We start from the raw sequence: 20,120 nt of genomic DNA on the forward strand, positions 1-20,120 counted from the left end.
TATTGAAAAGAAAGGTATCCAACCAAAGACCTATATCTCATAACCTTCGCCACGTTGAAGCACCTTTAGTACCGCTTCGTGACATCCAGGGTTACTGATAATAAATGGCCCTGCTTTCGTAAAGTCCAACGCTTCCCCTCTTAAACTCGTCATCTTCAAGTTAAGTTCACGAGCAAATAGAAACTGCGCTGCGATATCCCACGGTTTCGGGTTCGTATTAAAATGCGCACCGAACTGACCTGTGATAACACGAACGGAATCTAAACCACAAGAACCGATAATGCGATGGCTGAAAGAGGCATCAAAGAGATTACGCAACGTTGCATTATTTACAAACTGTGCTCCGAATGAGAGTATCGCATCTTGCAGTTCAATTGTAGCTGGTGATTGAAGTTTCTCACCGTCTTTATATGCACCTCGATTGCGTATTGCATGATAGAGATGACGGTGCGGATAGTCATAAATATAAGAAAGCATTGGTTCACCGTCTATGAAATAAGCGAGAATTACGCAATAATCCTCTTGTTGCTTCACTAAATTCATCGTGCCGTCGATTGGATCCATCATCCATGTATGTCCTTGACGTGCATCAATATGCTCGTTGGACTTTTCTTCAGCAAATAATTGATGTTCAGGATAATGTTCTTCCAGAAATGTCTCAAACTGTTCTTGTATCGTTTGATCGACATTTGTAACCAAGTCGAAGCGACCTTTTTTCGTTGATGTATGCATCTGTGAGATAAGTTGCGGAATCGTTTCATCTAATGTATGTAACCACTCACGAATACGTTGGTCTAATTCGATTAAGTACTGCTGATTCATTATGTCACCTCTTTACTTAAGATTTATATGTATGAATGTATTTATTTTAGCATACTCTCTATCACGAAATGTAGCACTCTTATAACAATGTCTATCTACATTAAAAAACCGACTAGTCATCGCTAGTCGGCAAATAGAAAGGAAAGTAAGTAATAAATATTGAAGATGTTTGAATAGTAACGCATACGAACAAGAGATTGTAACTATTATATTATGTAATAGCCTACCCCTAAATCACCTTATTCGTTATCCCCTTGTTACTACAACAACTATAACACATGTTAAAAGAGAATGTAAGCGTTTTCTTGATTTTTTTGTAATTTTTTTGTCAAAATATCGCTTAAATGTTGTCGTTACGCGTTTTATGCTATACTAAGTGTAAATAGTAAAGGTAACAGGAGGTGGCATCGATGGACAAACGAGAACGTCAGAATCGTATTATTGAACTCATTCAATCGAACAATCAAACGAGTGCATCTAAACTTGCGCAAACACTTAATGTGTCTAAACGTACCATTCTGCGTGATATGGCCGATCTTGAGAATCAAGGCGTGAAGATTGTAGCGAAACAAGGTGTGCGCGGCGGTTATCAGATTACTGAAACGCACAATCAATACACTATGAATTTCACAGAAGATCAAATGATTGCGCTATTCTTAACATTGAATGAAAGTCAATCTTATTCAACATTACCTTTTAAAGAGGATATCAAAGCGATTATTAAGAAATGTTTAAATATCCCCTATACGAAATTAAGAAATACGCTGAAACGTCTCGACAACTATATTAAATTCGAAGATTATGATGAAGCGTTATTACCTCAATTCTTCACTGACATTCTCATTTATAGCGCTGAACGTAATGTCATGGCAGTCGAACATACGACAAGCGACCATGATGTGCATACAGAGAACGTCATCTTCATCGGTATGTTATGTCAGCATGGCACTTGGTACGCGATTATCTTTGAAATCGGCACAGGCCAAACGACGATGTTGACAGTGAGCGAAATTCAAGATATTGCCTACTCTTTCCAGAAGACCGTTCAGACGCACGATATTACTATGCACAACTTTGAGTCTTTTTTAAAAGAAGTAGAATAACGCAAGCCAATCAATATCTAATGAAATAACGAGATACATGTGAGGATAAAGGCTACAAAGTTATTGAGCATATGCATTTCTATGACGGGCAGCAGACGTCGCCCTGTATTCAAATAAACAATGACGATGGCGGCACCCATAATGAGATAACCTCCATACTCGAACGGCGAACTCGTGGGATCTAAATGAATCAACGCAAAGAGCAGTGCCGAAATTACACCCATAACTATGAAATTGAATTTCTTGCCTAACTCGCCAATCAGTAAATGTCTAAAAGCGAGTTCCTCAACTATAGGACCCACGATGACAGCGAGAATAAATGTAAAGGGTAAGAAGGCTTTCTGCTTAAACAATTGATCCAGTGCTTCCTCGTTCTTCGTTTCACTATAACCCCAGTTATTCGGAAGATGTTGAATCACTTGATCGTATAACATCGCTAATAAGAACATTGCCACAAAGCCGATTAACACCCACCGCCATTGCCGTTTCAAAGTTTGCCAATTGTCACTTAAGATTGTTTGAAATTGCTGAATATATAAAAAGTAATAGCTCAAAACAACGACCACATAAGCAAGCAACTGTATTAAAGCAGTCAGCATATCCATGGTGGTGCTGTCGCTTTTCTCTATAACGAAACTATATACCACACCTATAATAAAAAAGATAAAAAATGACACAATGAATATAGGAATGAGTAAGAAATCGCGCCACTGAATATCTCGAAAGCGATAAATTGAGTTAGGCATGCCCTATCGTCTCCTTTATTTCTATTTCTACTATAATTGTGTGCTAATAACGCTTTTACCCTCTAAGACTTGAATCAACCGTAGAACTTGAAGAACTTTATTCTACCTATTTAACTCACCACGACACAATACATCACGAACAGGAAGGATCAACTATGAATTACCAAGAATTACTACATTTACATCAATGCATACACGATTTAGTGCAACACATCGAACTTTACCATTATGCCATACATGAAGATAGTAAGCACAAAGCGTCTTATCGTCAGAGGATTGTTGATTATGTGGAAACGGAACGTGAGAGGCTCAATCAACTCTCTCCCTCAACTTTAACTTTCTATCATCATAAATACCTCCACCATCTCAACTATCTAGCTGATCATCCTTTAGACGAGTTACAGGCTGGCCATAAATCTGCGTACATCGTTGATACGCAACGCCAATTTCTGTCACTTTATCATCAGATTCATGCAGTGCTATTTGATTAGTATAGTTTAATATTTATACTACGCTATTGGATTGCGCATAATTTTATATGCATTATGTATAGAATTGTAAAGTCATACGAGTTATTGTAAAATGAAATCGATTACAAGTAAGGAGGAAGACTGCTTATGTCCAGCTTTTCAGTTTATTTGGGAGAAGAAGCTGATTGGTCTTATATTCAATCGATGATTCATCTCGGATACGACACCTTATTCACCTCATTGCAGATACCTGAAGAATCCGATGAGGTTAAGTTGCAATACTTCAAAGAACTATTACATCAACTTCAAGACGCGCCTTTGACGCTCATCATTGATGCAAATCCTTCTTTACTGAATCACACCTTTTATCAGTTACTTTCTTTCTATTCTAATGGGAATATTGTGATCCGCATTGATCACTCAACTTCAATAGATGTTATTAATCAACTTACTCAAGCAGGATTATCATGTTGTTTAAATGCGAGTACACTTACTGAAACGTTGTTAACTCAACTGAAACAGCAAGTTACTTATTTTCATAAAATTGTTTACTGTCATAATTATTATCCACGCCCAGATACAGGACTGTCTCACTCTTTCGTTCAAGCGCAAAATGCTTTGATTCGTCGCTTTAATACAGAAGCCATCATTTACGGCTTTATTAGTGGGACGAAACGACGTGGTCCATTGTATAAAGGGCTACCCACTTTAGAAGATACGAGAGATGCACATCCAGTTTATAGTGCGCAAATGCTGATTGACACTGGCGTCAATCATGTTATTGTGGGGGATATTCAACTTCAAAGGAAGTATGCACAGCAACTCATTCAAGCTGTTACAGAACGGCATTTTACCCTTAGATGTAAAGTGGCGAGTACGGATAGCCAAGTGCAAGCTTTACTACAAATGACGCACCGAGTGAGAATGGATACGCCTGAAGCAGTCATTCGCTCTCACAATGCGCGTCAATGCGTTGAGCAATCTATCCCTCCTACTCAGACAACGACCAGAACACGTGGAATGATTACAGTGGACAATGAATGCAATGGACGCTATCAAGGTGAGTTACAACTCATTAAACAACCTTTACCTGCACACCCTAACGTGAATTGTATCGGAGAAATGATTGAAGAGGACATCGCTCTACTCGATTGTCTAAGTGGTAATGATACGTTCAGCTTTGAACTTAATACATAGGGAGATGAAATAATGAATCGAATGACTACTGAAACACGTAATCCTAAGACGATGCGTTTAGATGAAATGTCTATTGAGGAAGCGCTACGTACGATGAATGAGGAAGATCAACAGGTACCTCATGCCATCGCACCGCATATTCCTCAACTGGCTCAAATCATTGAACGTATCATTCAACGGATGCAAGACGGTGGCCGCCTCATCTATATTGGTGCAGGAACGAGTGGTCGCTTAGGCGTCCTTGATGCTGCGGAGTGTGTACCTACATTCAACGCAAGTCCGAATGAAGTAATTGGACTGATTGCTGGTGGACAACGTGCGATGACTGAAGCGGTGGAAGGTGCAGAAGATAGCGCAGAGATGGCTGTTGAAGATTTGAAAGCCATTCATCTCACTGCTAAAGATGTCGTGATTGGTATTGCAGCAAGTGGTAAAACGCCTTACGTTCTCGGCGGTCTACATTACGCCAATGAGCTAGAGGCTATGACGGTGGCACTCAGTTGCAATCAGCAGACACCGATGAGTGAAGTCGCAGATTATCCACTTGAAGTTCACGTAGGACCTGAAGTCTTGACGGGTTCAACACGTTTAAAAGCAGGAACAGCGCAGAAACTCATGTTAAATATGATCTCTACTCTTTCAATGGTAGGTTTAGGAAAAGTCTATAGCAACTTGATGGTCGATTTACGCCCAACCAATCAGAAGTTGATTCAACGCTCTATCGGTATTATTCAAGACATTTGCGATTTATCCGAAAGTGACGCCGCTTCACTTTACGAACAAGCACAACAGCAATTGAAAGTCGCTGTCGTCATGCATCTTGCGAACTGTTCGCGTGAAGAAGCAGAAACACGTTTACAAGCTAATCAAGGACAAATTAAACGCGCAATTCAGTAGTCATCATTACAAGATAACCATAATGATTTGAAGGAGGTCATTTCATATGGCGAATACCCAAGAATTAACCGACCAGATTGTGCAAGCAATCGGAGGTATAGAGAATGTAGACAATGTGATTAACTGTATGACACGCGTACGCGTTCAACTCCATCATCATGATCAAGTTGATTTCGAAGAGTTAAAAGCCATCGATGGCGTGCTCGGAGTGGTACAAGATGAACGTTTACAAATTGTCGTAGGACCAGGTACCGCTTCAAAGGTCGCGAACTATATGGAAGAACTGCAACAATCTCATTCATCTACTATTTCCAATAACGACTTAGGCGGATCAGCCAAACAACGTGCAGAAGCGCGTGCGCAAGAGAATAAGCAGAACTATCAATCTCAACAGAAATCAGGTCCTTTCCAAAAGTTCTTTAAAACTATAGCCAATATCTTTATCCCATTGATTCCTGCCTTTATCGGAGCGGGTCTCATCGGAGGTATCGGTGCAGTTATCGAGAACATGCTAACTGCTCATGTGATCTCTGGTGCTTTCTTCACTCAACTCGTCACGATCTTTGGTGTGATTAAAGATGGTATGTTAGCTTATCTTGCTATCTTTACAGGTATTAATGCTGCAAAAGAATTCGGTGCGACACCAGGTCTCGGCGGTGTCATCGGTGGTACGACGTTACTTACAGGTTTAGGTGATGATAAAGCAATCACTAACCTCTTTACGGGTGAGCACTTACAAGCTGGCCAAGGTGGTATTATTGGTGTCATCTTAGCAGTTTGGCTTTTGAGTTTAATTGAAAAGAGACTGCACAAAGTGATTCCTAACGAAGTCGATATTATCATTACACCGACAATTACTTTACTGATCATCGGCTTACTCACTGTATTCGTCATCATGCCGCTCGCTGGTTTCGTATCTGATGGGCTCGTCGGTGTTATCAATTGGATTATTAGTGTAGGAGGCATCTTTAGCGGCTTTATCATCGGTGCTTTCTTCCTACCATTGGTTATGTTAGGATTACATCATATATTTACACCTATTCATATTGAAATGATAAATAAAACGGGAGCAACTTATTTATTACCGATTGCTGCGATGGCAGGTGCAGGACAAGTAGGCGCTGCACTCGCTTTATGGGTACGTTGTCGTAAGAATAAGACCTTACGCGATACGTTGAAAGGTGCCCTACCTGTAGGCATACTCGGTATTGGTGAGCCTCTGATTTATGGGGTTACGTTACCACTTGGACGACCATTCTTTACTGCATGCTTAGGTGGCGGTGTTGGTGGTGCTGTTATTGGCGGCATCGGTCACATTGGTGCTACTGCAGTAGGCCCGAGTGGATGGTCCCTCCTCCCGCTCATTTCAGATCATATGTATTTAGGTTATATTGTAGGTCTCTTTGCTGCATATATCGGTGGCTTTGTATTCACATACTTATTTGGCACGACGAAAGCAATGAGAAACTCTGATACTTTAGGTGATTAATATGACCAACGTACTCTATAAGATAGAAGATGAATATACCCGATTGACTAAAAGCGAAAAGAAGATTGCTGATTACATCTTGAACCGACCTCACTATATCGTCAAAATGTCAGTACAAGAATTTGCTAAGGAGATTGGCACTAGCGCTGCTTCCATCGTCAGATTTAGTAAAAAGATGACCAGTGGGGGCTTCCAAGATTTAAAGCTAGAGCTTTCACGCTATTTGCCTGAAGATACAACGAACAATACACTATTAGAACTCGTCGATCATGAATCTATTGAGAATATTTCATCTAAGTTACTTTCACGCGCAAAGGATACGCTTTATGACGTGTCTGCTCACTTGGATGCCCATACGATCGGTGCCATCTGTGATCAATTTAAACAAGCACGCACGATTTTCTTATTCGGTTATGGCGCATCTTATGTCATTGCGACGGATTTATTCCAGAAATTCTCACGTATTGGTTTAAATGTTCGTTTCATCACAGAAACACATCAACTCACTTCAACGCTCGCAACACATGATCAACGCGATTGTGTCGTATTTATTACCAACCATGGTAGCCACAGTGAGTTACAAGCCATGGCGAAAGTAGCAACGGATTATAATATCTCCATCATCACGATTTCGAGCACAGCAGACAATCCGGTAGCTGAAATTTCAGATCATGTGCTGACATATGGTCAAACAGATGAGAACGAATTACGTATGGCTGCAACCACTTCACTGTTTGCGCAACTCTTTACTGTAGATGTCTTATATTATCGCTATATTGCGCTCAACTACCAACATTCATTAGATTCAATTACGCAATCTAAGATGGCTTTAGACAATTATCGCAAGCATATTTCAAATATTCATTTTAAACATTAAGTTAGTAAAAAAGACTTAAGTTGCACGTAACGTCAACTTAAGTCTTTTTATTATTTATTCAATTGATTCATTTAGAAGCGTTGTTTTTCTTCACTCATTTTATGATAACCCTTAATGAAGTAATAAGCTGTCATAAACGCGAGGAAGACAACACCGATTAATAATGAAATCACTTGTTCTTTGTTGAACAACATACCAATCAATACAAGTATAAAGAAGATGATTGTAATAAATGTACCTACGGCGCCTCCTGGCATTTTAAAAGGATGGCCTTCAACTTGATCAGGATGAAGCTTTCTAAATCTCAAGTGACTAATCAAGATCATGAACCAAGGAATCATACCTGGTAAGATAGACGCACTGTAAACGTATACGAACACGTTGTCTGCGCCTGGAATCAATTTCGGTAAGATCACATTAAGCAATGCGCCGACTAAGATACCGACAGAAATTGCAGCAACTGCAAAGGCTGGCACACCGTTCTTCATTACTTTAGTGAATGACTTAGGCATTTGCCCTTTCTCAGCTAGTGTGAAGATCATACGACTCGCACTAAAGATACCTGAGTTACAGCCTGACATCGCTGCTGTAAGTACAACGAAGTTAATGAGTCCTGCTGCAAATGTAATACCGACTTTCGCGAATGTTGCTACGAATGGACTACCGATGTGACCTAATTGGTCCCAAGGATAAACAGTAACGATGACGAAGATGGCACCGATATAGAAGATCAAGATACGCCAAATGACACCATTAACTGCTGATTTAATATTTTTCTGTGGATCTTTCGTTTCACCTGCTGTAATCCCTATCAATTCAACACCTTGGTAAGATGCCACAACGATAGAGAGTGCGAAGAAGAAACCAACCCAACCATGTGGCATAAATCCGCCGTGTGTCCAAAGGTTAGATAATCCTGTTGCATGTCCTGTACCTAAACCAAAGAAGATGAGTCCAAGACCTGCAATAATCATTAAGATGATAGTGACAACTTTAATCATTGCAAACCAGAATTCAAATTCACCAAATGCTTTTACAGAAACTAAGTTCGCTGCCGCAAGCAATAGAATTACAATGACACCTGGAATCCACTGTGGTAATTCAGGAAACCAATAGTTCATGTACTGACCTACTGCGATAACTTCACTCATACCGACGACGATCCATTGGAAGATGTTACTCCACGCTGTGATGTAACCTGCCACAGGATGGATGTAGTCACTCGCAAAGTGTGCGAATGAACCTGTCGTTGGATGTAAGTAAACCATCTCACCCATTGCACGCATAACTAAGAATAGGAACATACCTGCAATGAGATATGCAAAGATAACAGATGGTCCTGTCTTGTTAATCGTATCGGATGCTCCCATAAATAATCCGACACCGATTGTACCTCCAAGTGCGATCATGCGCATTTGACGCGCAGTCAATCCCCTTTGTAATTTATTCTTCTCTGCCATAATTCAACCCCATCTCTTCCTAATTCGTTATTCTCGAATCTTAGATAAAGATTCTATCTATTCAGAAGATTGATTTGATTTAAAATTCATGGCTTCTGACGATAAATTCTTTCTCAAACGTGAGTTGTTCGAACTGCCCCAGGAACTCACAGTTCAAGAGAATAATATCGTACTGTGCTGCCATTAATCATTGATGAGCAAATCAATCTTAGAATGCACCCTTGTCCCAATTTAATTAAACGCTATTGACTCAGACACTATTATATTACATTTTATGTAAGGGCTTACATTCTTTTTATATATTCTATGTGATTTGTACGAAAAATGCAAAATAAATTTCAAAGAATCTTCACAATTTTAAGTCATTCACATGCACTCAATGTGATGCTCATGCGATTGTTAGCTTTTCTAACTTTTTTAAAATTGTCAGTGTAAAAGATACGCAAGTCTTAACAGTGTCTTTTTGAGAAATACAGTGATACTTTCTGTATAGAATATGCTTATTCTATCATACTTTTAAAAGAAATGGCAGAGGTCTAATAAATTTAATAGATATGATATAATTTGAGTAATTCAGTTAAAGGAGTTTCTCGTATCAATATGAAACAGAATCTTAAATTACGTACGCTGATCATAGCTATCATCTTCGGCGTCCTTTTCTTTTTAATCAATATTTTTAGTAAGCATGAAACATCAACGTTAGGTATTATTGGCAAATCTGTACTTGCTGCACTCGTCTTTGCCCTGCTTTATTATACTTTATTTGCCTTGCTCAACACGCCTGAGCGTAAATTCAAATTCGGTGTAACGATTCCGATAGCAATGCTTCTCGGCATCATTCTCGGTGCGATCGTTGCGACGATTAAGATCGGTATTATCGTCGGTTTAGTAGTGGGTATCATTGCAGGTTATGTATGGGAGTTTATCGCTAATAAAAGTGGAAATGGGGGCAAATAATGAAACTTATCATTGGAATTGTTCTTCTCGTTATACTGCTAGGTAGTGCGTGGAATAACTATCGTGGTCTGAAACATGCTACGGCTCAAGGTGCGAATACGACGCGTTATAAAATTATTCTAGGCGTCGACGTCATTTTATTCGTTCTCATATTGTTAACGATTGTGCTACAGCTCATGCACTAAACAAACTAAAGTCGACCTTTAACGCGGCGACTATTTTACTTTTACAACTACATAACGACAAAAAGACTTCAACACGTGACAGTGGACATAACTTAAATGCCCAACACGTTCGTTGAAGTCTTTTAATATGGCCATCACACGTAATGTGACAGTACAAAATAGTAGAATAATCCAGCAAGAATCAAATAAATTGCTGTTGCTACGATAAAAGAGCGGAAATGGACACGCATAGGAATTCGACGGTTAAACAACGGTCCTAACACTAAATTACCAATCGCAAAGACCAAAGGGCCTCCGACAAAAAACAAGAGAATATAACCTATCATCGCGCTACTCCTTCGTAAAATAATGTTGAATAATGTCGTCCGCACTCATATCTTTGCCCACGTAATTAAAGGAACTGAAATCGTGAGCTGACGTCATTTGGTTCGTCTGCACAATAACATCAAGACCAGCTAACGTAGCCGCTTCCGCTCCATTCGTTGAATCTTCAATTGCCAGACAATTCACCGGATTATAATTGAGCGCTTGGACGGCTCTTAAATACAATTCAGGACTCGGTTTAACTTCATCGACATCCTCTTTGCCGATAATCACTTCAATGTAATCTTCTAAACCAAGTTGATCAAATGCGGGTTGAATATCGCGGCGATAGCTACTCGTCGCAATAGCCATAGGAATATGACGTTGTTTCAACTGCTTCATCAAGGAATGAATTTCTGGGAAGATTTCTAATTCTGTACTGCTTTCATGTACATCTTGATAGACGCGTTCAGTCCCCTCTTGTCCCACAACTTGATTTAAATAATCTTTCAAAACGTCGTCGGAACCACCAATCGTTTGTCGGTAGAATTCTGTGGAAATAAGTTCAGCTCCCACCTCTTTTAAATGACGATTGATTGTCTCAAAAATATGTTGTTCTGTATCAATAATTGTGCCGTCAAAGTCAAATATGACTGCTCTATACATATTTAAACGCCTCTCTTAATCTAAATCCTTTAAGTTTATTTCTATCTCACTTCTGTCTTGTTCTAGAAAGTCAGGTAAATTAAGATGTTTGCCTAAATCTTCGACTGCAGTGTCCACTGTAAAACCAGGATCAGTCGTCGCAAACTCAAATAATATCGAATTCTGGCGATAATACAACGATTTAAAGAAATAACGATCAATAATACCAGAATTTTTATGTGGCAACTGGTCAATCATGTGGTAGATCTCTGCTAATGAATTAGCGTTTGGTGTAGCCAATGCAATATGATGCACATAGCCTCGTCCTGGTTTCGTCATAGACCCATCTTTCTGAATTAGTACAATATCACTATATAAGCCTTCTGAATCTAACGTATAAACTAGCGGATTCTGACTTTTTAACTTATAACCTAACCGTGACTCTAGAAACTGCTGCGTAGGCTCTAACTTTTGTAAAGTGAATTCAACAGGTCCCATTCCCATGATTTGGTACTCATGAGGTACTGTACTTTCACTAGACGGTTGCCAAGCGTGTGGATAGTTATGCGTGCCATTCGCTACAAGCACAAGTGATAGTCCATCTCTATCTTCAAAGTAGAGCGCCGGTAAACCCAGATACGTATCGCGTTGTGTTGTGATATCATAGGAGGCTAAACGCGCTTGATGGTAATCTAAACTCTGTTCATCAGGGACGAGCAAACATAGACGAGAGATATAGTTTGTTGACTTGCGCATAGCACCCGCCATCGGTATTTCGAAAAATGTTAACAGCGTACCAGGTTGTCCTGATTCATCTCCGTAGAATAGATGATACATCTTCGGATTATCCTGATTCACTGTCTTCTCAACTAACTTCAATCCCAACACATCAGTATAGAATTGCTTATTCACACGTGCATCTTTCGTATACATTGAAATATGATGATGCCCCGTAAGTTCAACCATAATACGTCCTCCTATAATACTTTTAAACAAGTGTAACATATGAGATTCAAGATTGAATTCCGAATCAACTTACACTACCGCTTAGACCAATATTTCGCGAGTATCGGCCCTGTAATGTTGTGAATGAGGCTGAAGATAGCCCCAGGTACTGCCGCTAGCGGCGTGAAATGAACTGTCGCTAACGACACAGCTAAACCTGAATTCTGCATCCCTACTTCAATAGAGACCGCTTTCTTGTCTGGTCGTTCCAATCTCACAAGGTGACCGAGCACATAGCCTAAGCCATAACCGATGACGTTGTGTAGAATAACGACACCGATGATAGGTAGTCCTGTTTACAAGATTTGTTCTTTACTTCCTCCAACTACAGACGCTAGAATCAATGAAATTGCGATAACTGAAACAATAGGTAATGCTGTCGCTGCTTCTTTCGCAAAGCGATGGAACAATTTTTGTAAAATAAACCCAATGACGATCGGAATCAGTATGACTTGAACAACCGACCAAAGCATGCTGAGGAATGAAACCTGCAACCACTCATGCGCAAATAAATAAATGAGTGCTGGTGTTAAGATTGGCGCTAATAGCGTAGACACACTCGTAATCGCCACAGACAAGGCTACATTGGCGTTGGCAAGGTAACTCATGACATTACTTGACGTCCCTCCAGGACAGCATCCGACAAGAATAACACCAATCGCAACTTCGGCAGGTAAATGAAATAATTTTGCGATAAGATAGGCAGAAATCGGCATAATTGTATACTGCAGAATGACACCGATGATTACGGAACGTGGTGCTTGAAAGACAATCTTGAAATCTTTGGGATCAATCGTCAATCCCATCCCTAACATGACGATGCCGAGAAGATACGGCACATATCCTCCGAGTTGAGCTAAAGCTTGCGGAAAAATAAATCCAATCACCGCAGCTACTAGCATCCATATTAAAAATGTATTCGTCGCAAATCGACTCGCTTTTGCTAACCTAACTCCCCTTTGTAACTGATATAACATTGAATTTAACACAAGCGAACACGAACGACAATATTGTTTTCTGAAAATTCTTTCCTTTAGTAATAAAAATACTTTCCACTTTACTCAAAATCTGTATATCAATTCTCTATATAACTCATAATTTATTTTAATCAAATTGTAACTTTTATTTAACTTCATCCTAAAGACCGAGTGCTATAATCATTAAAGAGTGGTACAATTTAGTATAAATCATAAGAGATAAATGTAACATTGCGCCGTTCACAATGGAGCGTTTGACCACTTTGAGCGGCCAATTGAAATGATATATTTCGCTTAGATGAGGAGGTCCCCCCTATGTTCTTGGATAAGACAGAAACGTTCGTTCTCAATTTGGACGGACTCCACAAACGTAGCGTGCGTAAACGCTTAACTAAACTTTGTCGTCAAATTCAATTTTGCGACCCTTTTCAATTTAATATTATGAAAGACAATCAACAATATGCTTTGGAAATCAATATTCCGAAGCGTCAACTTCCTTATGTTGTCAGCTTTCTCAGTTTCCATAACTATGCGATTTATCAAATCGTCACAGCATCGGAGGGCGTTGAGCTGCTAGACTCTAATCATATTATGCACTCATCTAAGCGGTTTGAGCTCAATGTGGATGGTATGCACGATGCGTTTGTGAAGGATAAGATTATTGATATTATGACGATGTTGGATAATACTGAGCATATTACGTATACGTTTACGAAGCATCGTATTGATGTGTGTTGTACGCCTGAGGTGTTCTCGAAGTTGATTTATCAGCTGGCTACGCATCATGTGGATGTGTTGAGTGCGACGTATTGTCCTCGCGTGGCTGTGAAGAGAATTTCGTAGTGGATGTGTAGGTCTGCAGATGTGTTATCGTCTGTGGGCTTATTTTTTGTGGGTAAAATTTGTATGGTTCTAATTTGTATTCGTTGGATTATTGTATTTGTACTAATTTGCTTTTTAGTAATTTTAATGTCTACTACTAATTTGCAATACTGCATATTGGCTGGGGCGCTTTCTTAGGGGGTCGCTTCTCAACTAATTCATAACGCTTGATGCGCGTTATGAATGGATTTTCGAAACGCCCTTGTTCCCTCAAGAGTCGCCCCACCTTACTTGTATTGCTAGAGTACTTTATTCTTTATTACCTTGTCATAAAGTTAAATTCTTATCCACACATACTTACACATTCTCTTCTGTTTGTTTTAATTTAAGTGTTTCGAGGAATTATAGCGCATCTTTTAATCTTTACATTAGCGTTTCTAATAAAGTATATATTTTAATCATTTTGTGCCTATTCAGCTTATATCCGATCTTAATGTGGGCTTAAATAATTCCGTAATCTTGCTTGATAACGGACAGTTCAAATAAAATATTCTCCTCGCATTCGTTCTCAATGTTGAACAGAAAAATCGTAAAACTGAAACCTCTATGCTCGGCACCTTCATAACAACATAAAAAGCCAACCTATGACTTCCGTGAATCATAGATTGGCTTCTCTAATATATTATTCTTCTTCGGATTCGTACTCAGCTAATACTTCGTGTAAACGGTCGAACATGTTTTCAAAACCATGTGCTGTTGAATCGTGATATTCTTTCTTAAGTTGTTTGTATTCAAGTGTCGTTAAGCGACGTTCTTTCGGTACGTAGGCTGTGTAAGTAAAGATCATATGGGTCTTGCCTGGTTCGCGTTCTAGGAATTCCACTGTGATATTATCTTCTGAATCACTGATGTCAGGCATACCAATTGTCATTTCAATCCAAGCGTTCTCTTCTAGAGCGACGTAGGAACCTACGACACGATTTGTTTTTCCTTTTCTGACATCTACCACTTCGTAGCGCCCTTCGACTTCAGGCTGCACTTCTAGCTTCTTATTTGTGCGTTCGGTTGTCATGAACCAGTGTTTTAAGAAATCTTTGTCTATCCAGGCTTGATATACTAGTGCTGGATCCACTTTAAATATACGTTCAATTTCAATTTCTACATATTCATTCTCAACGTTATACTGTGCCACTATTGTCACCCACCTTCCATCACAATCATTTTAACTTAATTTGCTTAGTAACAACAATTATCTAAGCTAGTTCCATAAATGTCTCAACTTATTCATTTTACCTTTAATGTTAAAATGCCGTCAATGTTAACGGTAAAAGACACCGTAGTAAAATCACGCTAACTATAAACAAACACTGATAAGACACATGAATGTCCTACCAGTGTTTCTCACTCATTAATGACGTTCTTTTAACTTTGGAAATTTGAAGAAAATGGCAAGTAAGCCACAAACGCCGAGTAGTATCGGATAAATACAATATGGTACGAGAGCAACGGGCGAAATGCTTGCTACTCCGGCAGCTGCGATTAACTGTGGACTGTAAGGTAGTAGTCCTTGGAAACATCCACCGAAAATATCTAAAATACTCGCTGATTTGCGTGGATCTAGTCCGTATTCGTCTGCGATATCTTTCGCTAGCGGTCCAGACATCAAGATAGAAATCGTGTTATTTGCAGTGGAAATGTCTGCAGCACTCACAAGCGTCGCAATCCCATACTCTGCGCCACGTTTCGATTTCACTTTACTGCGCACAAAGTTGAGCAACCACTGAATTCCGCCGTAATATTCAATAATCGCTACTAAACCACCAATCAACAGTGCAAGAATCGCAATATCTTCCATACTTTCGATACCTTTGGCCAGGGATTTTAACAAGCCTACCCAAGAGTAGGAACCGTCAATCAGTCCAATCGCGGCTGAAAGTACAGTACCGCCGATGAGTACGACGATCACGTTCAGACCAACGAGAGCAAGGATGAGTACGAGAACATAAGGAATGACTTTAACTAAATCGTAGTGATAGCTACCTGTATGCGCAAGATGTACACCACGCGTCATCCACCAGAGAATAATCATCGTCAAAATAGCACCCGGCAAGACAATCTTGAAGTTAACTCGGAATTTATCTTTCATATTTGTATGTTGGGTACGTACTGCAGCAATTGTCGTATCTGAAATCATGGATAGGTTGTCACCAAACATTGCACCACCTACGACAGTGGCCATAGTGATCGCTGCTGAGACATCTGTCGCTTGCGTTAAACCGAATCCTACCGGAGCAATCGCAGCAACTGTGCCTACGGATGTACCCATTGAGATAGAGACGAACATGCAGATGACGAACAGTCCTACAATCAAGAGGTTCTCAGGTATGAGTGTTAGACCTAGATTAACCGTCGATTTCACACCGCCCATATCTTCCGTTGCTTGTGAAAATGCACCTGCAAGTAAATAGATGAGCACCATCAATAAGATATTTGAATGTCCTGCCCCTTTCGTGAACACTTCCACTTTTTTATTAAAAGGCACTTTACGATGGATGATTAATCCAAATATTGCAGCGACAATGACTGCTACGTTGAGTGGCATAATCGTAAAGTCACCTGTCGCTATTCCGACTCCTAAGAAGAGCACGATAAATAATATGAGTGGGGATAAGGCCCATAAACTTCCTTTCTGCCCGTTATCCATTTACATCTCACTTCCTCTTTCTACTTAAAAAGCTCTTTTCTCACAAGAAGAAAAGAGCTTTGAATTCGTTATCAACCTTATCTTCAAGCAAATCATTGCTACTGGAATTGGCACACGCGTGACCATGCTGCCGAAGCTTCGTCGGGCCAGTCCCTCCACTTCTCTTGATAAGCTATATAATATTTAATCTTACATTACATGAATTTATATCTTGCGTCAATCCTAAGTGAATATTTATCTTCATTATTACTATATTGCTGTGTGTTTCTTCAATTCCTGCACGACTTTGAGGATGGCTTTAATTAGTCCTCCACTTGATATTTACGTAAATAATACACGAGCACAAATGTGAAACTAACAAAGATTATTGTGCTAATAGTAATTGTTGGCCAGTTTGTATAATATATCCCTATCAAGATAGCAATCAATGATGCTCCTAAGATGATTAATATTGAGCCTAACCAGCGCTTCGCTTGTTGACTGGAAATCATTTTAACCTGAATGACATCACTTAAATTTGCTGATACCTTTAAAATATATTCGAAAATGACAATAACGAAAGTAACTAACGCTGTTAAATAGAGTATTGGAGAGTCTTCGTCTCTTCCAACATAATAGATAAATGATCCCAGTAGCAGCCCATAAAGCACTGACGTAAGGATAAGTAAAATGTAAGCTGAGCCGCTCGATAGCCTTAAGTGACCTTGTGATAAGTTCCAGCGTACTTTAATAAAGTTTAGCGCCGTCATACTTAACAAGAACACGATAGCTATTATGATAGATATACTGCGCGGTAGAAAAATAGCACTACAACCCAACAGGCCTAAACCTATGATCCATACTCCGAACTTCCATAAAGCATAATATTTAATCACACTATTAAAGTTCATAGCACTTTACTCCTTAATGTCGTAACGGTTGGCTAAAATTGAAGAACTAAATATTAAGGTAAGCCAAAGTAGTAAACCAATTATTCCTAATATTGTATAATCCACACTCATCATATAACTACTACTAAGAACTAAAAGCGGATTGCCAACCAAGACTACAGGTAATAATCTTCGCACGATCTTACGAGAAACCACTTTCTTCGCTGATTTATGATTATTACCCATCTTTAAATAATATTGAAGTGCAAAAGCATTTAACATAGCTGATGGAAGTATAAATGATACAGTCTCTTGATACTGCTTAAACATTACAAATAAAAATCCAATAAAAATCGCCCCCATCATTATTTCTAATATCACATACCATAGATAAATTAATTCCAGACGTTCATTGATAACATGATTGGCGATATTGGATCTTATTTCTTGCCATCCAACGAAAATTATTAAAAGATAACACATTACTGCTAGTAGCGTTGTGAGCCATAAGATATGGGTTAAAAAACCTATAGCTAGAAAAACGATTAATAAGATGACAAGTAAGCCGTACAACGGATGTCTCTTCTCCACGACCATAACCTCCTATAGCGTGTACTCACCCATAGGATAGTTGAAAGCCTACATCATTTACAAGTTGTCTTCCAAACTTATAGAATACAATGTATTTAGCACTACTATCTCCTCAACTTCGAATATAATTTCTAACCGCTTCTAATCATTAGCTTTCTGGTCGTTCAATCGTAAACTGTTCACCTAATTTCGAATAATTTGAGCCAGAAAGCCGTGCAATCGCATTGAGTTTCTCCGCATCAATTTTAGTATCATCGTAATAAATATCATCATCAATGTGATAGTGAACGACCTCACCAATAATTAAATCTGAACCTTCGATTTCATCACCTAATGGAATTAATTGATGTAAACGACATTCTAAACGAATCTTCGCCTGTTTCACTCCAGGCACTTTCACAGATTCTGAAGGTACAACTTCTAGATCAGTAAAGTTCAGTTCGTTAACTGAGCGTGCATGGGAAGCGGCAGTCGTATTAACGGCTTCAATAATCTCTTCGTCAGTAATATGTACGACAAATTCCTCATTATCGAGAATATTTAAGGTCGTATCCTTACGTTCTCCATCCTTTCTACCTACAGAAATCATGACCATGGGTGGTTCTGCACATACTGCGTTAAAGAAACTGAATGGTGCCGCGTTCAACGTTCCTTGTTTATCATGTGTAGTCACAAACGCAATTGGTCGCGGTATAATCCCTCCAGTAAGTAACTTGTAGTTCTGAGTCTTTGATAATTCCACTGCTAAAAATTGTTTCATCATACATCCCCTCATTCCTAACAAATTTCTTCTACACCTACATTGTTTATAAAAAACGTATCGATACAGAATGCATTTCTATACCGATACGAATGTCAAAGTACTTCTTAAATTATGAAATTGCTTCTAGGTTGTATTAATCGATTTGAGCGCCGCCTGTTACACCATAAACTTGTCCAGTTGTGTAGCTTGCTTCTTCAGATGCTAAATGAACGTAAATACCAGAAAGTTCAACTGGTTGACCGGCACGGCCCATCAATGAATTCTGACCGAATTCTGGAATCTTAGATTGTGGTTGACCACCAGAGATTTGAAGTGGTGACCAGAATGGACCAGGTGCCACACAGTTCACGCGAATGCCTTTTTCTGCCAATTCTTCTGAAATACTTTTAGTCAAGGATATAATGGCTGCTTTAGATGCTGCGTAATCGTGTAAAATAGGATTCGGTTTATAACCTTGAATAGAAGACGTTGTCGTGATTGTTGCACCAGGTTGAAGATAGTCTAAGGCTTTTTGAACCGTCCAGAATATAGGATACACGTTCGTTTCAAATGTCTCTGTGAAAACTTCAGTAGAGAACCCTTTAATATCATCGTGATATTGTTGGTGTCCTGCCACAAGTGTCACGTTGTCTAATCCGCCTAATTCGTTATACGCTTGTTCGACTAAATCATAATTAAACTGCTCATCGCGAACATCGCCAGGAATTAAGACGGCTTTGCGCCCTGCTTGTTCGATGACGGATTTGACTTCTTCGGCATCTTCTTGTTCTGCTGGAAGGTAGTTGATTGCCACATCCGCACCTTCCTTCGCATAAGCAATCGCTGCTGCACGACCGATAGCTGAGTCACCGCCAGTCACTAACATTTTGTAATCAGTGAGTCGGCCATGTCCTTGGTAAGATGTTTCACCGCAATCCGGTTTCGGTTCGAGTTTACTTTGTAAGCCAGGTACTGGTTGTTCTTGTTTCGGATATTTCTCACTTGAAAATTTCGTTCTAGGATCTTGAGCTGCCATCATCAACACTCCTTCATAGTATGATTTCTTTATCTATTTACCCATGTTTAAGTTTGATTAATACATCAAATATGAAGCGATAAGGTATATTTGATTTTTATTGAAAATGACAACTAGCATGACAGCACGCTTTATGATACTGTTTTGCGTCCTAGCAACTACTGATTCTCGTCTCTGATTTTACCAACTCACCCATCTGTTTTAACCAGTTGGGCTGACTCAA

Annotated in this window: 21 protein-coding genes, 1 pseudogene and 1 riboswitch; of the genes and pseudogenes, 9 read left to right on the plus strand and 13 right to left on the minus strand. The window is 39.3% G+C overall.

Annotation, left to right across the window (positions count from 1 at the left end):
• Positions 1-30 precede the first annotated feature (30 nt).
• Positions 31-822, minus strand: coding sequence for an inositol monophosphatase family protein (locus tag HMPREF2802_RS02765; protein ID WP_070502678.1), 792 nt, complete (start codon positions 820-822; stop codon positions 31-33).
• A 410-nt stretch (positions 823-1,232) separates the two neighbouring features.
• Here HMPREF2802_RS02765 and HMPREF2802_RS02770 point away from each other — a divergent pair, with 410 nt between their 5' ends.
• A complete protein-coding gene (locus HMPREF2802_RS02770; RefSeq protein WP_070502679.1) occupies positions 1,233-1,925 on the plus strand; it encodes a helix-turn-helix transcriptional regulator in 693 nt (230 codons plus the stop codon).
• A gap of 17 nt (positions 1,926-1,942) precedes the next feature.
• On the opposite strand, the gene HMPREF2802_RS02775 is transcribed toward HMPREF2802_RS02770, so the two are convergent.
• A complete protein-coding gene (locus tag HMPREF2802_RS02775; protein WP_070502680.1) occupies positions 1,943-2,671 on the minus strand; it encodes a CPBP family intramembrane glutamic endopeptidase in 729 nt (242 codons plus the stop codon).
• 155 nt (positions 2,672-2,826) lie between these two features.
• On the opposite strand from HMPREF2802_RS02775, the gene HMPREF2802_RS02780 reads away from it, so the two are divergent.
• From HMPREF2802_RS02780 to HMPREF2802_RS02800, 5 genes are all read left to right on the plus strand, one after another.
• Positions 2,827-3,162, plus strand: coding sequence for a hypothetical protein (locus HMPREF2802_RS02780; RefSeq protein WP_002471337.1), 336 nt, complete (start codon positions 2,827-2,829; stop codon positions 3,160-3,162).
• Positions 3,163-3,288: 126 nt separating this feature from the next.
• Positions 3,289-4,338, plus strand: a complete 1,050-nt coding sequence (locus HMPREF2802_RS02785) for a MupG family TIM beta-alpha barrel fold protein (protein ID WP_070502681.1) — start codon at positions 3,289-3,291, stop codon at positions 4,336-4,338.
• A gap of 12 nt (positions 4,339-4,350) precedes the next feature.
• On the plus strand, positions 4,351-5,235 hold the full coding sequence (murQ, locus tag HMPREF2802_RS02790; protein ID WP_070502682.1) for an N-acetylmuramic acid 6-phosphate etherase: 885 nt from the start codon (positions 4,351-4,353) through the stop codon (positions 5,233-5,235).
• A gap of 46 nt (positions 5,236-5,281) precedes the next feature.
• Complete coding sequence (locus tag HMPREF2802_RS02795) at positions 5,282-6,724, plus strand: PTS transporter subunit EIIC (RefSeq protein WP_070502683.1); 1,443 nt, start codon at positions 5,282-5,284, stop codon at positions 6,722-6,724.
• Position 6,725: 1 nt separating this feature from the next.
• Positions 6,726-7,601, plus strand: coding sequence for a MurR/RpiR family transcriptional regulator (locus HMPREF2802_RS02800; protein ID WP_049412346.1), 876 nt, complete (start codon positions 6,726-6,728; stop codon positions 7,599-7,601).
• 71 nt (positions 7,602-7,672) lie between these two features.
• Here HMPREF2802_RS02800 and HMPREF2802_RS02805 read toward each other — a convergent pair whose 3' ends face one another.
• A complete protein-coding gene (locus HMPREF2802_RS02805) occupies positions 7,673-9,061 on the minus strand; it encodes an amino acid permease (protein WP_070502684.1) in 1,389 nt (462 codons plus the stop codon).
• Positions 9,062-9,661: 600 nt separating this feature from the next.
• On the opposite strand from HMPREF2802_RS02805, the gene HMPREF2802_RS02810 reads away from it, so the two are divergent.
• Positions 9,662-10,018, plus strand: a complete 357-nt coding sequence (locus tag HMPREF2802_RS02810; protein WP_002471321.1) for a hypothetical protein — start codon at positions 9,662-9,664, stop codon at positions 10,016-10,018.
• Entirely contained in the window at positions 10,018-10,203 is a 186-nt protein-coding gene (locus HMPREF2802_RS02815) for a hypothetical protein (RefSeq protein ID WP_002471278.1), read from the plus strand. Before HMPREF2802_RS02810 ends, HMPREF2802_RS02815 begins: the two co-directional genes overlap by 1 nt.
• Before the next feature lie 134 nt (positions 10,204-10,337).
• On the opposite strand, the gene HMPREF2802_RS02820 is transcribed toward HMPREF2802_RS02815, so the two are convergent.
• The 4 genes and pseudogenes from HMPREF2802_RS02820 to HMPREF2802_RS02835 all read right to left on the minus strand — a co-directional run bounded on the left by HMPREF2802_RS02820 (position 10,338) and on the right by HMPREF2802_RS02835 (position 13,133).
• Positions 10,338-10,526, minus strand: coding sequence for a hypothetical protein (locus HMPREF2802_RS02820; protein ID WP_242249979.1), 189 nt, complete (start codon positions 10,524-10,526; stop codon positions 10,338-10,340).
• 7 nt (positions 10,527-10,533) lie between these two features.
• Complete coding sequence (locus HMPREF2802_RS02825; protein ID WP_070502686.1) at positions 10,534-11,172, minus strand: HAD family hydrolase; 639 nt, start codon at positions 11,170-11,172, stop codon at positions 10,534-10,536.
• A gap of 15 nt (positions 11,173-11,187) precedes the next feature.
• Positions 11,188-12,117 (minus strand): VOC family protein, encoded by a 930-nt coding sequence (locus HMPREF2802_RS02830; RefSeq protein WP_070502687.1) that lies wholly within the window; start codon positions 12,115-12,117, stop codon positions 11,188-11,190.
• A gap of 74 nt (positions 12,118-12,191) precedes the next feature.
• Positions 12,192-13,133 (minus strand): annotated as a pseudogene (locus HMPREF2802_RS02835) (bile acid:sodium symporter family protein).
• Positions 13,134-13,448: 315 nt separating this feature from the next.
• On the opposite strand from HMPREF2802_RS02835, the gene HMPREF2802_RS02840 reads away from it, so the two are divergent.
• The gene (locus HMPREF2802_RS02840; RefSeq protein WP_002471290.1) at positions 13,449-13,976 is read left to right on the plus strand and encodes a hypothetical protein; all 528 of its coding nucleotides are present in this window, start codon (positions 13,449-13,451) and stop codon (positions 13,974-13,976) included.
• A gap of 661 nt (positions 13,977-14,637) precedes the next feature.
• Here HMPREF2802_RS02840 and HMPREF2802_RS02845 read toward each other — a convergent pair.
• The 6 genes from HMPREF2802_RS02845 to HMPREF2802_RS02870 form a co-directional block, all read right to left on the minus strand.
• The gene (locus HMPREF2802_RS02845) at positions 14,638-15,147 is read right to left on the minus strand and encodes an SRPBCC family protein (RefSeq protein WP_002471842.1); all 510 of its coding nucleotides are present in this window, start codon (positions 15,145-15,147) and stop codon (positions 14,638-14,640) included.
• A 216-nt stretch (positions 15,148-15,363) separates the two neighbouring features.
• Entirely contained in the window at positions 15,364-16,659 is a 1,296-nt protein-coding gene (locus tag HMPREF2802_RS02850; protein ID WP_070502688.1) for a Na+/H+ antiporter NhaC family protein, read from the minus strand.
• 74 nt (positions 16,660-16,733) lie between these two features.
• A riboswitch (SAM riboswitch) is annotated at positions 16,734-16,833 on the minus strand.
• A 128-nt stretch (positions 16,834-16,961) separates the two neighbouring features.
• A complete protein-coding gene (locus tag HMPREF2802_RS02855) occupies positions 16,962-17,549 on the minus strand; it encodes a hypothetical protein (RefSeq protein WP_070502689.1) in 588 nt (195 codons plus the stop codon).
• Positions 17,550-17,555: 6 nt separating this feature from the next.
• Positions 17,556-18,119: a hypothetical protein gene (locus HMPREF2802_RS02860; RefSeq protein WP_070502690.1), complete on the minus strand. Its 564-nt coding sequence runs from the start codon at positions 18,117-18,119 to the stop codon at positions 17,556-17,558.
• 148 nt (positions 18,120-18,267) lie between these two features.
• A complete protein-coding gene (locus HMPREF2802_RS02865; protein ID WP_070502712.1) occupies positions 18,268-18,879 on the minus strand; it encodes a flavin reductase family protein in 612 nt (203 codons plus the stop codon).
• 136 nt (positions 18,880-19,015) lie between these two features.
• Positions 19,016-19,897 (minus strand): SDR family oxidoreductase, encoded by an 882-nt coding sequence (locus HMPREF2802_RS02870; protein ID WP_070502691.1) that lies wholly within the window; start codon positions 19,895-19,897, stop codon positions 19,016-19,018.
• Positions 19,898-20,120: the final 223 nt, after the last annotated feature.

This window comes from Staphylococcus sp. HMSC071G07 (genome assembly GCF_001811435.1).
In the GTDB taxonomy this organism is placed as follows: domain Bacteria; phylum Bacillota; class Bacilli; order Staphylococcales; family Staphylococcaceae; genus Staphylococcus; species Staphylococcus pettenkoferi.

Coding starts and splice junctions, on each gene's coding strand:
- HMPREF2802_RS02765 (WP_070502678.1), bottom strand. CDS start 822: ATGAATCAGCAGTACTTAATCGAATTAGACCAACGTATTCGTGAGTGG.
- HMPREF2802_RS02770 (WP_070502679.1), top strand. CDS start 1,233: ATGGACAAACGAGAACGTCAGAATCGTATTATTGAACTCATTCAATCG.
- HMPREF2802_RS02775 (WP_070502680.1), bottom strand. CDS start 2,671: ATGCCTAACTCAATTTATCGCTTTCGAGATATTCAGTGGCGCGATTTC.
- HMPREF2802_RS02780 (WP_002471337.1), top strand. CDS start 2,827: ATGAATTACCAAGAATTACTACATTTACATCAATGCATACACGATTTA.
- HMPREF2802_RS02785 (WP_070502681.1), top strand. CDS start 3,289: ATGTCCAGCTTTTCAGTTTATTTGGGAGAAGAAGCTGATTGGTCTTAT.
- murQ (WP_070502682.1), top strand. CDS start 4,351: ATGAATCGAATGACTACTGAAACACGTAATCCTAAGACGATGCGTTTA.
- HMPREF2802_RS02795 (WP_070502683.1), top strand. CDS start 5,282: ATGGCGAATACCCAAGAATTAACCGACCAGATTGTGCAAGCAATCGGA.
- HMPREF2802_RS02800 (WP_049412346.1), top strand. CDS start 6,726: ATGACCAACGTACTCTATAAGATAGAAGATGAATATACCCGATTGACT.
- HMPREF2802_RS02805 (WP_070502684.1), bottom strand. CDS start 9,061: ATGGCAGAGAAGAATAAATTACAAAGGGGATTGACTGCGCGTCAAATG.
- HMPREF2802_RS02810 (WP_002471321.1), top strand. CDS start 9,662: ATGAAACAGAATCTTAAATTACGTACGCTGATCATAGCTATCATCTTC.
- HMPREF2802_RS02815 (WP_002471278.1), top strand. CDS start 10,018: ATGAAACTTATCATTGGAATTGTTCTTCTCGTTATACTGCTAGGTAGT.
- HMPREF2802_RS02825 (WP_070502686.1), bottom strand. CDS start 11,172: ATGTATAGAGCAGTCATATTTGACTTTGACGGCACAATTATTGATACA.
- HMPREF2802_RS02830 (WP_070502687.1), bottom strand. CDS start 12,117: ATGGTTGAACTTACGGGGCATCATCATATTTCAATGTATACGAAAGAT.
- HMPREF2802_RS02840 (WP_002471290.1), top strand. CDS start 13,449: ATGTTCTTGGATAAGACAGAAACGTTCGTTCTCAATTTGGACGGACTC.
- HMPREF2802_RS02850 (WP_070502688.1), bottom strand. CDS start 16,659: ATGGATAACGGGCAGAAAGGAAGTTTATGGGCCTTATCCCCACTCATA.
- HMPREF2802_RS02855 (WP_070502689.1), bottom strand. CDS start 17,549: ATGAACTTTAATAGTGTGATTAAATATTATGCTTTATGGAAGTTCGGA.
- HMPREF2802_RS02865 (WP_070502712.1), bottom strand. CDS start 18,879: ATGAAACAATTTTTAGCAGTGGAATTATCAAAGACTCAGAACTACAAG.
- HMPREF2802_RS02870 (WP_070502691.1), bottom strand. CDS start 19,897: ATGGCAGCTCAAGATCCTAGAACGAAATTTTCAAGTGAGAAATATCCG.